The organism is Streptomyces sp. NPDC052040 (assembly GCF_044548405.1).
Classification (GTDB): Bacteria; Actinomycetota; Actinomycetes; order Streptomycetales; family Streptomycetaceae; genus Streptomyces.
The window spans coordinates 271,065-286,599 of sequence record NZ_JBIUBV010000001.1 but is presented as its reverse complement, the minus strand read 5'-3'; the positions used below and the strand labels follow the sequence as shown (position 1 = coordinate 286,599).

Below are 15,535 nucleotides of genomic sequence, written 5' to 3'. Positions count from 1 at the left end.
CGCGAGCGAAGCGTAGGGGTGCCGGGTGGCACGCCGTGCCGCTCGGCGGCTCCCGGGGGCCTCCGGGGGCCGCGCCGGGCGGCCGCGCCCTACTTCAGGGCCCCCGCGGTGAGCCCCTGCACCACCTGGCGCTGGAAGACGATGTAGGCCGCCAGCACCGGCAGCATCGCCATCACCAGGCCCGCGAAGAGTCCCGACCAGTCGCCCTTGTAACCCTGGCTGGCGGCCAGCTGGACCAGCCCCTGGGTGAGGACGTGCTTGTCGGGGTCGGTGTTCAGGACCGTGGGCAGCATGTACTGGTTCCACTGGCCCAGGAAGTTGAAGATCCCCACGCTGATCAGGCCCGGCTTCGCCATCGGCAGCATGATCTGGAAGAAGGTCCGGCTGTGCGAGGCACCGTCCACGAAGGCCGCCTCGGCCACCGAGGTCGGCAGGGTGCGGAAGAACGCGGTCAGGAAGAAGACCGTGAAGGGCAGCGAGTAGGCGATGTAGACGAGGATCAGCCCGTGGATCGTGTTCAGCAGCCCCATGTTGTTCACGACGTAGAACAGCGGGACCAGGGCGAGCATGATCGGGAAGCTCATGCCGCCGACGAACAGGTAGTAGATGAACCGGTTGCCCGGGAAGTCGAAGCGGGCCAGCACATACGCGGCCATCGACCCGAGGACCAGGGTCCCGATGAGCGAACCGCCCACCACCAGCACGGTGTTGAGGAAGTAGTCGCTCATGTTGGCGTCGGTCCAGGCCCGCGCCCAGTTGTCGAAGTGCAGCCGGTCCGGGAGCGCCCAGGGCGAGCTGAAGATCGAGCTGTCGTCCTTGAAGGACGTCATCACCGCCCACAGCAGGGGCAGCACCACCATGAACGCCCACAGCACGAGCATGCCGTGCGAGAAGGCGTTGAGGACCGTGCCCTCCCGCTTCTCGCGGGGCGGCCTCCCGGCCGGGGCGGGGACCTCGGTGGCGGGGGCGCCGGACTCGGCGGGCACCGGGGCGGGGGTCTCGGTCGTCTTCATGATCAGAACTCCAGCCGCTCGCGCCGGCCCAGCCGCATCACGATCGCCGCGAAGAGCAGTGTGACGACGAGCAGGGCGACACCGATCGTGGTTGCGTAGGCGGCCTGACCGTCACGGAAGGCCTTCTGGTAGACGTAGAGCACCAGGACGGTGGTCGAGTAGTCGGGGCCGCCCGGTCCGGTCGTCATGATCTGTACGACCGCGAACGACTCGGCACCCAGGGCGAGGATGCCCATGTACACCCAGCCGGACTGCACGGTGTCCCACAGCAGCGGCAGGGTGATCCGGAAGAACGTGGTGGCCCGGGCCGCCCCGTCGAGCAGCGCGGCCTCGTACAGATCCGCCGGGATGGACGCCATCCCGGCGGAGAACAGCACCACGAAGAAGCCGACCGAGGACCAGACCAGCACGGCCATCACACACCACAGGGCGAGGCTCGGATCGCCCAGCCACAGCGGCTGGACGCCGCCGAGCCCGATGCCGCGCAGCAGCGAGTTGATCGCGCCGCTGTCCGGGTTGTACGCGAACGCGAACAGCAGAGCGACGATGGCGATCGAGAGCACCTGCGGGAAGAAGTAGACGATCTTGTAGAAGGACGAGCCGCGCACACCGGTGATCACCGGGCCGCCCTTCCGGCGCCGCCCGCCCACATTGATCATGAAGGCGAAGAAGAGCGCCAGACCGATCGTCACCAGCGGCAGCAGCAGCGCGAACAGGAGGCTGTGCCACAGCGACTTCCAGAAGATGTCGTCGTGGAACATCCTCGTGTAGTTGTCGAAGCCCACCATCCTGAACTCCGGACTCAGCCCGGTCCAGTCCGTGAACGAGTAGTAGATGGACTGGATGAACGGCCATACGACGAAGAGCGCGTACAGCCCGAGGGGAACCGCCAGGAACCCCGCGATGAACCGGTACTTGCCGTGCTGCATTGCTACCGACCCCGATCTCACTGCATGACCCACGAGGCATGACCCACGGGCATGCGGGCGGCCGCCGCTGGTGACGGATCCTCAGTTGTGCTTGTAGTGCTTGATCGTCGGGTCCTTCGCGGCCTCGTCCGCGAAGCCCTGGATCCGCTTGACGGCCTCGGCCGGGGTGAGGCGCCCGGCCATCATCTCCCCGAGCCCGCCCACACCGATCTTCTCCTTCTGGAGCTGCACGTACCAGTCCTGGATGCGCGGGTTCAGGACATTGCTTCCGGCCTTCTCCAGCGCCGCCACACCGGACTTCAGGCCCGGGGTGAGGCTGATGCCGGTGGTGCCGCCGTTGAACGCGGTGAGCGACTTGACCTTGGAAGTGAAGTTCTTCGAGGAGGCCTCGCCGAGCATGATGCGCAGCTGCTCCATGCCGCCCTCGGCGTTGTGCGCCTTGGCCGGGACGATGAACGGTTCGCCGCCGGAGGCCCAGATGGTGCCGAAGGGCAGCTTGTCCGAGGAGTCCAGGCCGGTGGGGGCCGAGACGGCCAGGCCGAAGTCGGCCGGGATGACGTTCGCGGACTCGTTCTCCACCCAGGAGCCGTTGGGGATGAACAGCGCCTTGCCCTTGGCCCAGGCGGTCTGCGACTGGATGTGGTCGAGGCCGGGCGTGCCCTTGAGGATGTAGCCCTTCTTGTACAGCTCGTAGTACGCCTCGAAGCAGGCCTTGACGGCCGGGTGCTTCCAGGCGTTCGGCTCCAGGTTGTCGATGGCGTCGAGGACCTCGCGGCCGCCGACCTTGCCGATCATCGGGTAGAGGGAGAAGGGGATGTAGTACGGGTACTTGCCCGCGTAGGTCCAGCCCGCCATCCCCTGCTTCTTGGCCTTCTCGCAGACCTTGAGCATCTCGTCCCAGGTCTGCGGATAGGCCTCGCCGAGCGAGTCCAGGGCCTTCTGCGAGTACCAGACGCCGTACACCGTGTAGGCGTAGTACATGATCCAGACGGGGTTGCCGTCGAACTGGCCCATCTCGACGATGCCCGGGCGCAGGGTGTCACGGACCTTCTTCGCGGGGTCGTCGTAGGAGGGGGCGTCCAGGAGCGGGGTGAGGTCGGCGAGCTGGTTCTTGCCGACGAGGACGCCCATGTCCATCTGCTCGGCGCCGGAGTTGTCGATGAGGTCCGGCGGATTGCCCTGGTTGAAACGGGGCTGAAGGGTGGTCTGGATCTTCTGGGTGGCGGAGAACTTCACCTTGGCCTTGGGGAAGTCCTTCTCGTAGATCTTCACCGCGTCCTGGGCGTATTCCTTGCCGAAGCCGCCGTCGAAGAGGACGAACTCCAGCTGGGCCGTCTCGTTGACGCCGAGCGGATTCTGCTTGGTCTTCTTGCCCGTCTTGGCCTTGTCCCCGCCGCCTCCCCCGCTGCTGGCACACGCGGAGAGCAGGCCCGTCGCGGGAAGGGTGATCAGGCCGAGCGCGGCGGACCGCTTGATGAGGTCGCGGCGGCCGACGCCGCCGGGGCCCGTGTTCTCGCCGGAAGTGGATCCCATGCTCAAGTCCTCGCCTTCTCCAGGACTCAGGCGGTGAACCGGATCCTCCCCGGCACCGCGGTGATGGTGAAGCTGGGGTCGTGCATGAGGGATTCGGCGGAACGGGACGGCGTCCCGTCGTACCGGAAGCGGTCCACCGCCTCCCGATTCCCCCGGTCGTGCCCGCCCGGAACGGCCGTACCCCACGGTGGCAGCAGTCCGAACGCCGACAGGTATAGTCCACTTCCCGCCAGCTGAGCAAGATCGAATGCAAGGTTGACGGTGTGCTTTTCCGAGTTGAGACCTCGCGGAAATACGGGATGCCTGTATGTCACTCGGACCGGATATCCGCCGCAATGGCCCCGAATGCCACACTCAACGCCCTTGACATCACACGGCACTTGGAACCTACTGGTGCCTTGCGCAGCAGAGCTGATAGTTCTGACAACGTTGTCCGTATGTTCACAGCGCAGGGAGGGTGCTCGCGCATGCAGCGCAGATCTCGGCACAGACGGGCTCGGTCGGCGGTCGTGGCAACGGCCGCCTTCGCCTTACTGGCGGGACTTCAAGGCGCGGCGGTGGCACTCCCCCGCCAGGAACCGCCCGCGCAGCGGGAGTTCGCCACCTCCTTCGAGACCGGCGATCCGGCGCCGACCTGGCTGAACACCGTGGACACCGACGCGGACGGCGGCAAGCGCGCCTCGGGGGTGGACGGCGGATTCACCACGGGCATCCCCGGCAATGTGACCGACGAGGTCACCGATGTCCGGGCCAGCGCGGAGAACGCGGGGGCGGGCGAGGTCAAGGAGAACCTCGTCGACGGCGAGCCCGGCACCAAGTGGCTCACCTTCGCGCCCACCGGCTGGGTGGAGTTCGACCTCGACGCGCCCGTGAAGGTGGTCACCTACGCGCTGACGTCGGCCAACGACTTCGCGGAGCGGGACCCCGCCGACTGGACCCTCCAGGGCTCCACGGACGGCAAGGACTGGAAGACCCTCGACACCCGCACCGGCGCATCCTTCGACCAGCGCTTCCAGACGAAGTCCTACGACCTCGCGGAGCCCGCCGAGTACGCCCACTTCCGGCTGGACATCACCAGGAACCGCGGCGCGGACCTGCTCCAGCTCGCCGATGTGCAGTTCTCCACCGGCAAGGACACCGAACCCGCGCCCAGGGACATGCGCACCCTGGTGGACCGCGGCCCGATCGGCTCCCCCACCGCCAAGGCGGGCGCCGGTTTCACCGGCCGCCGGGCGCTCAGATACGCGGGGACCCATACCGCCGACGGGCGGGCGTACTCGTACAACAAGGTCTTCGACGTGAACGTGCGGGTCGAGCCGGACACCCGGCTGTCGTACCGGATCTTCCCCTCGATGGCCGACAAGGACCGCGACTACGACGCCACCAATGTCTCCGTCGACCTCGACTTCACCGACGGCACCTCGCTCAGCGGCCTCGGAGCGCTCGACGAGCACGGCTTCCCGCTGACCCCCGAGGGCCAGGGCGCGTCCAAGGCGCTGTACGTCAACCAGTGGAACGACGTCGCCTCGCGCATCGGCTCGGTCGCGGCGGGCAGGACCGTGGACCGGATCCTGGTGGCGTACGACTCACCGAAGGGACCGGCGTCCTTCCGCGGCTGGCTGGACGACATCGCCCTGGGGCCGGTGCCGCCGGACAAGCCGAAGGCGCATCTGTCGGACTACGCGCTGACCACCCGCGGCACCAACTCCAGCGGCTCCTTCTCCCGCGGCAACACCTTCCCGGCGACCGCCCTGCCGCACGGCTTCAACTTCTGGACGCCGGTGACCAACGCGGGCTCGCTGAGCTGGCTCTACGACTACGCGCGGGCCAACAACGCGGACAATCTGCCCACGATCGAGGCGTTCAGCGCCAGCCATGAGCCGAGCCCCTGGATGGGCGACCGGCAGACCTTCCAGGTGATGCCGTCGGCCGCCGCGGGCACCCCCGACACCGGGCGGAGCGCGCGGGCGCTGGCCTTCCGGCACGAGAACGAGACGGCGCGCCCCTACTACTACGGGGTGACCTTCGAGAACGGCGTCAAGGCGGAGATGACGCCGACGGACCACGCGGCGGTGCTCCGCTTCACCTACCCCGGGGAGGACGCGAGTGTCATCTTCGACAATGTGACCGAGCAGGCCGGGCTGACCCTCGACAAGGACAAGGGGGTCGTGACCGGCTACTCCGATGTGAAGTCCGGGCTGTCGACGGGGGCCACCCGCCTGTTCGTCTACGGGGTCTTCGACGCGCCCGTGACGGACGGCGCGGCCTCGGGAGTGAAGGGCTATCTGCGGCTGCGGCCCGGCGCCGACCACACGGTGACCCTGCGCCTGGCCACCTCGCTCATCGGCATCGACCAGGCGAAGGACAACCTGCGCCAGGAGGCCCCGGACGGGACCTCGTTCGACCAGGTGAAGGCACGCGCCCAGCGGGCCTGGGACAAGCTGCTCGGCACCGTCGAGGTGGAGGGCGCGAGCACCGACCAGCTGACCACCCTCTACTCGTCGATGTACCGGCTGTACCTCTACCCCAACTCGGGCTTCGAGAAGGTCGGTTCGGGATACCGGTACGCGTCCCCGTTCTCCCCGATGACCGGGCAGGACACGCCGACGCACACCGGGGCGAAGCTGGTCGACGGCAAGGTCTACGTCAACAACGGCTTCTGGGACACCTACCGGACGACCTGGCCCGCGTACTCCTTCTTCACCCCGAAGCAGGCCGGTGAGCTGGTCGACGGCTTTGTGCAGCAGTACAAGGACGGCGGCTGGACCTCCCGGTGGTCCTCGCCCGGCTATGCGGACCTGATGACCGGCACCTCCTCGGACGTGGCCTTCGCAGACGCCTATGTGAAGGGCGTGAGGTTCGACGCGGCCGCCGCCTACGACGCGGCGGTGAAGAACGCGACGGTCGCCCCGCCCGCCTCCGGCGTCGGCCGCAAGGGCATGGCCACCTCCCCCTTCCTCGGCTACACCAGCACCAGTACCGGCGAGGGCCTGTCCTGGGCGATGGAGGGCTATGTCAACGACTACGGCATCGCCCGGATGGGCCAGGCGCTCTACGAGAAGACCGGCACCAAGCGCTACCGGGAGGAGTCGGAGTACTTCCTGAACCGCGCCCGGGACTATGTCGACCTCTTCGACCCCAAGGCCGGTTTCTTCCAGGGCCGGGACGCCCAGGGCACCTGGCGCGTGGACTCCGCGCGGTACGACCCGCGGGTGTGGGGCTACGACTACACCGAGACCAACGGCTGGGGCTATGCCTTCACCGCCCCGCAGGACAGCCGGGGCCTGGCGAACCTCTACGGCGGCCGCGCGGGGCTCGGCGACAAGCTGGACGCGTACTTCGCCACGCCGGAGACGGCCTCCCCGGAGTTCGTGGGCTCGTACGGCGGGATCATCCATGAGATGACCGAGGCGCGTGACGTCCGGATGGGCATGTACGGCCACTCCAACCAGGTCGCCCACCATGTGATCTACATGTACGACGCGGCGGGCCGCCCCTGGGAGGCCCAGGCGAAGGTCCGCGAGGTGCTCTCCCGGCTCTACAACGGCAGCGAGATCGGCCAGGGCTACCACGGCGACGAGGACAACGGGGAGCAGTCGGCCTGGTACGTGTTCTCGGCGCTGGGCTTCTATCCGCTGGTGATGGGCAGCGGCGAGTACGCCGTGGGGTCGCCGCTGTTCAAGAAGGCCACCGTGCACCTGGAGAACGGCCGGGATCTGGTCGTCAACGCTCCCCGGAACAGCACCCGGAACGTGTATGTCCAGGGGCTGAAGGTCAACGGCCGCCCCTGGATCTCGACGGCGCTGCCGCACGCCCTGCTCTCCCGGGGCGGGGTGCTGGACTTCGACATGGGACCCCGGCCGTCGGCCTGGGGCAGCGGCAAGGACGCGGCACCGGTGTCGATCACCCAGGACGACAAGGTGCCCGCGCCGCGCGCGGACGTCCTCAGGGGCGACGGGCCGCTCTTCGACAACACCTCGATGACGGAGGCGTCCGTGACCGGGGTGGACCTGCCGGTGGCGGCTCCCGCCAAGGCCGTCCAGTACACCCTGACCTCACCGGCGGACCACACACGGGCGCCCACGGACTGGACCCTCCAGGGCTCCCGGGACGGCACCCACTGGACCACCCTGGACGAACGCTCGGGCGAGTCCTTCGCCTGGGACCGGCAGACCCGGGTGTTCTCGATCCCCCACCCGGGCTCCTACGCCCGCTACCGGCTGGCCCTGAAGAACGAGTCGACGCTGGCGGAGGTGGAACTGCTCGCCTGAACACCGCCTCCGGGAAGCGGGGCGGGCGCGGGGTCTCCTCCGTGCCCGCCCCGTCGTCGTACCCCCGCGCGCCCCCGGGGTCACTCGTGGGGGCGGTGTTGGCCGCACCCGGGCGCGAACAGGGCAACCGCAGTGCTCTCGTGGTCATCTAGCTGTACGAACGCAATGAACGGGGAGAGGGCGGGCTGTGCACGGTTCCGGCGCGGGCGGTGGGCACGAGAAGGTCACCATCGCCTCCTGGTGGGCGCCCGCCGTGGCGAATCTGCTGATCGGACTGATCGCGATCGTCCCCGGTCTGTGTGTGCGGTGGCTGCTGGCCCGGTACGCGGTGATCGACTGCGTCGACGGCTTCGGCTGCGGCGGCAGGGCGCCGGACAACACCCTCGGCATGACGCTCGGCGCCGTGCTGGGCGGCGGGTTCGTCCTCGGCATGGTGCTGGTGGTGGACGTCCTCATTCCGTGGCAGGAGGGCAGACCGTTGCAGCTGTGGCTCGGCATGACGGCCCTGGTCCCGGCCCCCTTCGCAATCGCCCAGGCCGCGGGCTGGATCTAGTGCCGCATCAGGCAACTTTCGCCCTGTTGTGACGATAGCGTTGCTGCGGGTGGTGATCTCCTACGGCGCATGGGCGCAATTCATGAACCAGCAGTTGAACCTGGTGACACTGGGGGTCGAGAACTTGAAAGCCAGCCGCCAGTTCTACAGCCATGGCCTGGGCTCGACACCGCTGCCCGATCTGGACGAGATCGTCTTCTACCAGATCGGCAAGGGACTGGCCCTGGCGCTCTTCCCGCTGGCTGACCTCGGTGCCGACACCGGACATCCGGCAACAGCCGGCACGCCCGACGGCAACAACCACGGACTTCGGCGCACATCCACGAACACCGATGGACCGTCAAACCATCGCTGACCTGCAAAAAAGCAGGTGGAGAGGGGTCGCGTAGCACACGTACTATGTGATGGCAGGGGCCACGCCGGTACTCGTGCACAACTCCTTGTGCACGCCGCTCGACGTTGATCTTGCAACTGCGGAGGCGGCGAATCCGCTGATCGACAGTCTCCGTACGACGGGGAAGCTGCCCGGTAACTACGTGACCAAGACGCAAGCCGAAGCTGCCGGCTGGGAGCCCGGAAAGGCGTTGGGAAACAAAATTCCCGGCGCCCAGATGGGCGGAGACGTGTTCGAAAATCTTGACGGGCTGCTGCCCCCCGCTCCAGGGCGGACCTGGTATGAGGCGGACGTAGGGATCGACAACATGATGAAGCGATCAAAGCAGCCAGGAACTCGACTGGTCTATTCGAATGACGGGCTCGCCTAGGTGACCAGCGACCACTACAAGAGTTTCTATAAGCTGCCCAACTGGAAGTGAGAACTCGTGAGGATTGAAATCGACGGCGCGGAAATTCGCTCCGAAAGCGATCTTCATGAGTTCTTGTCGCGAGCTCTGGATTTCGGCCCCTACTACGGAGCCAATCTGAGCGCTCTGTGGGATCGACTGTCGACGGACGTAGAACGACCGATCGAGATCGTCTGGAAGGAGTCGGAGCTCAGCAGAACGGCGCTGGGTGAAAGCAAATTCGAGAGGATTCGCGATCTCCTCCTCCGCGTTCAGTCACAGGATCAGCCCTTCGGATCTTCCGATCGCTTCACCGTGACGTTCGAATGACATAGCGCCTGTCCTACCGGGTTCGGAACCCGGTAGGACAGGCCAGCAGACGGCACTACCGAAATGGCACGCCTGGCCCGGCACTCTGAGGAAAGCGGCTTCGTCATGTCCCACCTGGACGACGAACCCCGGAGGGGCCGAAACGAGGGCCGCCCGCGCCAGTGAAGTTTCTCCGTGATCTCGGACACGTGATCGTCATGCCGCGAGGGCGTGCTGATGCCGCCGCCTGGTCTCGGCCGGGGTGAGGTAGCCGAATGTCTTGTGCTTGCGCAGGCGACGGCGGTTGTAAAAGGTCTCGATGAAGGAGAAGACCTCGGCGCGGGCGGTGGCCCGGTCGGGCCGGGTACGGGTGCCGATCTCCTCCTTGAGTAGAGCCCAGAAGCTTTCCGCGGCGGCGTTGTCGAAGCATGATCCGGTGCGTCCGCAGCTCTGCCGCAGCCTCAACTTCCCTATCTGTTGCCGGAACTGGGCCGATGTGTATGCACTGCCGCGATCGCTGTGAATCACGCAGCCGGGCTCGAGTCCGCCCCGGCCGTGGGCCATGTCGAGCGCGTCGACGACGAACTCGGCGCGGTGGTGGTCGGCCATGGCGTAGCCGACGACCTCGCGGGTGGCCAGGTCGAGCCAGCAGGCGAGGTAGAGCCAGCCCTCGGCGGTGGGCAGGTAAGTGATGTCGCCGGCCAGCCTGGTCCCGGGGCGCTCGGCATGAAAGTCGCGGCCGATCAGGTCCGGGGCCGGCCTCGCCTTCGCATCAGGCCGGGCCAGCGAACGTCGCCTGCGCCGGGTGACGCCGCGGATGTCGCGCTCACGCATCACGCGGGCGACGCGCTTGCGGTTCACTCGCCGGCCCAGGCGGCGCAGTTCGGCGTGGATGCGCGGGACACCGTAGGTGTGCCGGGAAGCGATGTGCACCACAGTGATCTCATGGGCGAGCGCGTCGTCGGCGGCCTGCCGGGCACGACGGGCGGCCTCGCCCTCGCACCAGGCGTAGTAGGAGGAGCGGGCGACCTTCAGCACCCGGCACAGCAGGACGATCGGGTACGTCGCCTTCTCCGCATGGATCGACCGGTACAGCTCGCTCACCGGTCGTTCTCCTTCACGAAGAAGGCCGTCGCTTTTTTCAGGATCTCGATCGTCTGCTGCTGTTCACGGACCTCCTTGCGCAGGCGCTTGAGTTCCTCGCGCTCGGCGCTGGTCAGCTCACCGGACTCGCCCTCGCCCCGGTCCGCCTTCGCCTGGGGGTACCAGCCGTGCAGGGACTCGGGGCTGATGCCGAGTTCCCGGGCGACGGCGGTGACTGTCCTGCCCGAAGAATCAACGAGCGCGATCGCGTCCCGCTTGAACTCCTCGGTGTACCGCCATGTAGTTGCTTCCCACCTGGTGCTACTTCCTCTGGAACTTCCAGATCCCAGTCTCCAGGTGTCCACAATCAAGGGGAAGCTTCACAGCACTAGGGTCTTTCGTCCGGGACGCCCTGGGGCCGCTCTCTGGGGACTCGTACGGTCCCGGGACGCGGCGAGGGCCGCACCCCCGGGCGGGGATGCGGCCCTCGGCTGCCGTGCCGGACCGCTTACTTGCGGATCAGGCTGCGCAGCACGTACTGCATGATGCCGCCGTTGCGGTAGTAGTCGGCCTCACCGGGGGTGTCGATGCGGACGACCGCGTCGAACTCCACACCGGAGTCGGTGGTGACCTTGACCGTGCGGGGGGTGGTGCCCTCGTTCAGCTCGGTGACACCGGAGAAGGAGAAGGTCTCCTCACCGGTCAGGCCGAGGGAGTCGGCGGACTGGCCCTCCGGGAACTGGAGCGGCAGGACGCCCATACCGATGAGGTTCGAGCGGTGGATGCGCTCGTACGACTCGGCGATGACGGCCTTCACACCGAGCAGCGCGGTGCCCTTGGCGGCCCAGTCGCGGGACGAGCCGGAGCCGTACTCCTTGCCCGCCAGGACGACCAGGGGGGTGCCCTGCTCGATGTAGTTGCGCGAGGCGTCGTAGATGAAGGAGACCGGGCCGCCGTCCTGGGTGAAGTCGCGGGTGTAGCCGCCCTCGGTGCCCGGCGCGATCTGGTTGCGCAGGCGGATGTTGGCGAACGTGCCGCGGATCATGACCTCGTGGTTGCCGCGGCGGGAGCCGTAGCTGTTGAAGTCACGACGCTCCACACCGTGCTCGGTGAGGTACGTACCGGCCGGGGTGTCGGCCTTGATCGCACCGGCCGGGGAGATGTGGTCGGTGGTGACCGAGTCGCCCAGCTTGGCCAGCACCCGGGCGCCGGCGATGTCGGTGACGGCGGACGGCTCCATCTGCATGCCCTCGAAGTACGGGGGCTTGCGGACGTAGGTCGACTCGGCGTCCCAGTCGAAGGTGTTGCCGGTCGGGATCGGCAGGGACTGCCACTGGGCGTCGCCCGCGAAGACGTCCTGGTAGGACTTGTTGAACATGTCCTCGCCGATGGCGTTGGCGACGACGTCGTTCACCTCGGCCTCGGAGGGCCAGATGTCCTTCAGGAAGACCGGGTTGCCGTCCTGGTCGGTGCCCAGGGCGTCACGGGTGATGTCCACCTTCATCGAACCGGCGAGGGCGTACGCGACGACCAGCGGCGGGGAGGCGAGGTAGTTCATCTTGACGTCGGGGTTGATCCGGCCCTCGAAGTTCCGGTTGCCGGAGAGGACCGAGGTGACCGCGAGGTCGTGGTCGTTGACGGCCTTGGAGACCTCCTCCGGCAGCGGGCCGGAGTTGCCGATGCAGGTGGTGCAGCCGTAGCCGACCAGGTTGAAGCCGACCTTGTCCAGGTACGGCGTCAGGCCCGCCTTGTCGAAGTAGTCGGTGACGACCTTCGAACCCGGGGCGAGGGTGGTCTTGACCCACGGCTTGCGGGTCAGGCCCTTCTCCACCGCCTTCTTGGCCACCAGGGCGGCGGCGACCATGACGTACGGGTTGGAGGTGTTGGTGCAGGAGGTGATGGCCGCGACCGTCACCGCGCCGTGGTCGATGGTGTAGGTCGTGCCGTCGGGGGCGGTGACCTGGACCGGGTTGGACGGCACACCGTTGGCGGAGGCCGGGGCGTCGGAGGCCGGGAAGGACTCCTTGCCCGCCTCGTCGGCGGTGTCCACGTAGTTGCGGACGTCCGTCTTGAACTGCTCGGCGGCGTTCGCGAGGACGATGCGGTCCTGCGGGCGCTTCGGACCGGCGATCGACGGGACGACCGTGGAGAGGTCCAGCTCGAGCTTCTCGGAGAAGTCCGGCTCGGCCTTCGGGTCCAGCCAGAGGCCCTGCTGCTTGGCGTAGGCCTCGACGAGCGCGACCTGCTGGTCGGAGCGGCCGGTCAGGCGCAGGTAGTTCAGGGTCTCGTCGTCGATCGGGAAGATCGCGGCGGTGGAGCCGAACTCCGGCGACATGTTGCCGATGGTGGCGCGGTTGGCGAGGGAGGTGGCGGCCACGCCCTCACCGTAGAACTCGACGAACTTGCCGACGACACCGTGCTTGCGGAGCATCTCGGTGATGGTCAGCACGAGGTCGGTGGCGGTGGTGCCGGGCTGGAGCTCACCGGTGAGCTTGAAGCCGACGACGCGCGGGATGAGCATGGAGACCGGCTGGCCGAGCATCGCGGCCTCGGCCTCGATGCCGCCGACGCCCCAGCCGAGGACGCCGAGGCCGTTGACCATGGTGGTGTGCGAGTCGGTGCCGACCAGGGTGTCGGGGTAGGCCTTGCCGTCGCGGATCATCACGACACGGGCCAGGTGCTCGATGTTGACCTGGTGGACGATGCCGGTGCCCGGCGGGACGACCTTGAACTCGTCGAAGGCGGTCTGGCCCCAGCGCAGGAACTGGTAGCGCTCCTTGTTGCGGCCGTACTCCAGGTCGACGTTCTGCTTGAAGGCGTCGTTCGAACCGAACTTGTCGGCGATGACGGAGTGGTCGATGACCAGCTCGGCCGGGGCCAGCGGGTTGATCTTCGCCGGGTCGCCGCCCAGCTCCTTCACGGCCTCACGCATGGTGGCGAGGTCCACGACACAGGGCACGCCGGTGAAGTCCTGCATGATCACGCGGGCCGGCGTGAACTGGATCTCCTGCGACGGCTGGGCCTGGGAGTCCCAGCTGCCGAGGGCGCGGATGTGGTCGGCGGTGATGTTCGCGCCGTCCTCGGTACGGAGCAGGTTCTCCAGCAGAACCTTGAGGCTGTACGGCAGGCGGGCCGAGCCCTCCACCTTGTCCAGCCGGAAGATCTCGTACGACTCGTCGCCCACCTGCAGCGTGCTGCGGGCGTCGAAGCTGTTCGCCGACACGACAGTCTCCTTCATTGATGTGCGCGTTCCACCGCAATCCTGCCGCCATGACGGCTCGCCGATCCGCTAAGGTAAGGCTAAGTTAGGTACGCCTTACCGGGGCGGGGGCTGCGGTGCGCCTCGGCAGATATCTCGATGTCGAGATAACTCTAGTACATGGGTGCGGGCTGGTCATGCCGGATCCACCCACCGAGCCGCCGGAGGCTGCCCGACGCACGCCCAAAACCGCCCGCGGCCGACTTCCGCACGTCACCCGAACGGACCCCGCCAACAGGCGCCATCTCATATCTGAGATAACCTCAGTCTCATGTCAGACGACTACCTCGTACGTATCGGCAGGCTCATCCGTGACGCCCGGCAGCACCGCGGCTGGACTCAGGCGCAGCTCGCCGAGGCGCTGGGCACCAGCCAGAGCGCCGTCAACCGGATCGAGCGCGGCAACCAGAACCTCAGCCTTGAGATGATCGCCAGGATCGGCGAGGCCCTGGACAGCGAAATCGTGTCCCTCGGCTATGCGGGTCCCATGCATCTCCGCGTGGTGGGCGGCCGTCGGCTCTCCGGTGCCATCGACGTCAAGACGAGCAAGAACGCCTGTGTGGCCCTGCTGTGCGCCTCGCTCCTCAACAAGGGGCGCACCGTACTGCGCCGGGTCGCGCGCATCGAGGAGGTGTACCGCCTTCTGGAGGTGCTGGCCTCGATCGGGGTACGCACCCGGTGGATCAACGACGGTGTCGATCTGGAGATCGTGCCGCCCGCCGACGTCGACCTGGAGGCCATCGACGCCGCGGCCGCCCGCCGCACGCGGTCCATCATCATGTTCCTGGGCCCGCTGCTGCACCGTATGGACCGCTTCCGGCTTCCGTACGCGGGCGGTTGCGACCTCGGCACCCGTACCGTCGAACCGCACATGATCGCCCTGCGCCGCTTCGGTCTGGACGTCACCGCCACCGAGGGGCACTACCACGCCGTCGTGGACCGGTCCGTCACCCCCGGCCGCCCCATCGTGCTGACCGAACGCGGCGACACCGTGACCGAGAACGCGCTGCTGGCCGCCGCCCGCCACGACGGGGTCACGGTCATCCGCAACGCGTCCTCCAACTACATGGTCCAGGACCTGTGCTTCTTCCTGGAGGCGCTCGGCGTCGCGGTCGAGGGCATCGGCACCACCACGCTCACCGTGCACGGTGTGCCCACCATCGACGTCGACGTCGACTACTCCCCCTCCGAGGACCCGGTCGAGGCGATGAGCCTGCTGGCCGCCGCGGTCGTCACCGAGTCGGAGCTGACGGTGCGCCGGGTACCGATCGAGTTCCTGGAGATCGAGCTGGCGGTCCTGGAGGAGATGGGGCTCGACCACGACCGCAGCCCGGAGTACGTGGCCGACAACGGCCGCACCCGGCTGGTCGACCTCACCGTGCGGCCCTCCAAGCTGGAGGCGCCCATCGACAAGATCCACCCGATGCCGTTCCCGGGCCTGAACATCGACAACGTCCCCTTCTTCGCGGCCATCGCGGCCTCCGCACAGGGCAAGACGCTGATCCATGACTGGGTGTACGACAACCGGGCCATCTATCTGACCGACCTCAACCGCCTCGGCGGCCGCCTGCAACTGCTCGACCCGCACCGCGTCCTGGTGGAGGGCCCGACCCGCTGGCGCGCCGCCGAGATGATGTGCCCGCCGGCCCTGCGCCCCGCCGTGGTGGTCCTCCTGGCGATGATGGCGGCCGAGGGCACCTCGGTCCTGCGCAACGTCTACGTCATCAACCGCGGCTACGAGGACCTGGCCGAACGCCTCAACTCGGTGGGCGCGCAGATCGAGACGTTCCGCAACATCTAGCC

General features: G+C 67.7%; 12 protein-coding genes. 6 read left to right on the top strand and 6 right to left on the bottom strand.

Annotated elements, in window-relative coordinates; translation table 11 throughout:
• Positions 1-89: 89 nt before the first annotated feature.
• From ACIHAA_RS01200 to ngcE, 3 genes are all read right to left on the bottom strand, one after another.
• Entirely contained in the window at positions 90-1,013 is a 924-nt protein-coding gene (locus tag ACIHAA_RS01200; RefSeq protein ID WP_399811389.1) for a carbohydrate ABC transporter permease, read from the bottom strand.
• A gap of 2 nt (positions 1,014-1,015) precedes the next feature.
• Positions 1,016-1,942 (bottom strand): carbohydrate ABC transporter permease, encoded by a 927-nt coding sequence (locus tag ACIHAA_RS01195; protein ID WP_399811386.1) that lies wholly within the window; start codon positions 1,940-1,942, stop codon positions 1,016-1,018.
• 81 nt (positions 1,943-2,023) lie between these two features.
• Positions 2,024-3,475, bottom strand: a complete 1,452-nt coding sequence (gene ngcE / locus ACIHAA_RS01190) for an N-acetylglucosamine/diacetylchitobiose ABC transporter substrate-binding protein (RefSeq protein WP_399811383.1) — start codon at positions 3,473-3,475, stop codon at positions 2,024-2,026.
• Positions 3,476-3,942: 467 nt separating this feature from the next.
• Here ngcE and ACIHAA_RS01185 point away from each other — a divergent pair, with 467 nt between their 5' ends.
• The 5 genes from ACIHAA_RS01185 (at position 3,943) to ACIHAA_RS01165 (ending at position 9,411) form a co-directional block, all read left to right on the top strand.
• The gene (locus ACIHAA_RS01185) at positions 3,943-7,746 is read left to right on the top strand and encodes a GH92 family glycosyl hydrolase (protein WP_399811381.1); all 3,804 of its coding nucleotides are present in this window, start codon (positions 3,943-3,945) and stop codon (positions 7,744-7,746) included.
• Positions 7,747-7,933: 187 nt separating this feature from the next.
• Complete coding sequence (locus ACIHAA_RS01180) at positions 7,934-8,299, top strand: hypothetical protein (protein ID WP_399811378.1); 366 nt, start codon at positions 7,934-7,936, stop codon at positions 8,297-8,299.
• A 49-nt stretch (positions 8,300-8,348) separates the two neighbouring features.
• Positions 8,349-8,654, top strand: a complete 306-nt coding sequence (locus ACIHAA_RS01175) for a VOC family protein (RefSeq protein ID WP_399811375.1) — start codon at positions 8,349-8,351, stop codon at positions 8,652-8,654.
• A 49-nt stretch (positions 8,655-8,703) separates the two neighbouring features.
• Positions 8,704-9,063: a ribonuclease domain-containing protein gene (locus ACIHAA_RS01170; protein WP_399811373.1), complete on the top strand. Its 360-nt coding sequence runs from the start codon at positions 8,704-8,706 to the stop codon at positions 9,061-9,063.
• A gap of 57 nt (positions 9,064-9,120) precedes the next feature.
• Entirely contained in the window at positions 9,121-9,411 is a 291-nt protein-coding gene (locus ACIHAA_RS01165; RefSeq protein WP_399811371.1) for a barstar family protein, read from the top strand.
• 195 nt (positions 9,412-9,606) lie between these two features.
• Here ACIHAA_RS01165 and ACIHAA_RS01160 read toward each other — a convergent pair whose 3' ends face one another.
• The 3 genes from ACIHAA_RS01160 to acnA form a co-directional block, all read right to left on the bottom strand.
• Positions 9,607-10,494: an IS3 family transposase gene (locus tag ACIHAA_RS01160; RefSeq protein WP_399811369.1), complete on the bottom strand. Its 888-nt coding sequence runs from the start codon at positions 10,492-10,494 to the stop codon at positions 9,607-9,609.
• Positions 10,491-10,838, bottom strand: a complete 348-nt coding sequence (locus tag ACIHAA_RS01155; RefSeq protein WP_399813671.1) for a transposase — start codon at positions 10,836-10,838, stop codon at positions 10,491-10,493. Before ACIHAA_RS01155 ends, ACIHAA_RS01160 begins: the two co-directional genes overlap by 4 nt.
• A gap of 143 nt (positions 10,839-10,981) precedes the next feature.
• Positions 10,982-13,696 (bottom strand): aconitate hydratase AcnA, encoded by a 2,715-nt coding sequence (acnA, locus tag ACIHAA_RS01150; RefSeq protein ID WP_399811366.1) that lies wholly within the window; start codon positions 13,694-13,696, stop codon positions 10,982-10,984.
• A 307-nt stretch (positions 13,697-14,003) separates the two neighbouring features.
• Here acnA and ACIHAA_RS01145 point away from each other — a divergent pair, with 307 nt between their 5' ends.
• Positions 14,004-15,533, top strand: a complete 1,530-nt coding sequence (locus ACIHAA_RS01145) for a helix-turn-helix domain-containing protein (protein WP_399811364.1) — start codon at positions 14,004-14,006, stop codon at positions 15,531-15,533.
• Positions 15,534-15,535: the final 2 nt, after the last annotated feature.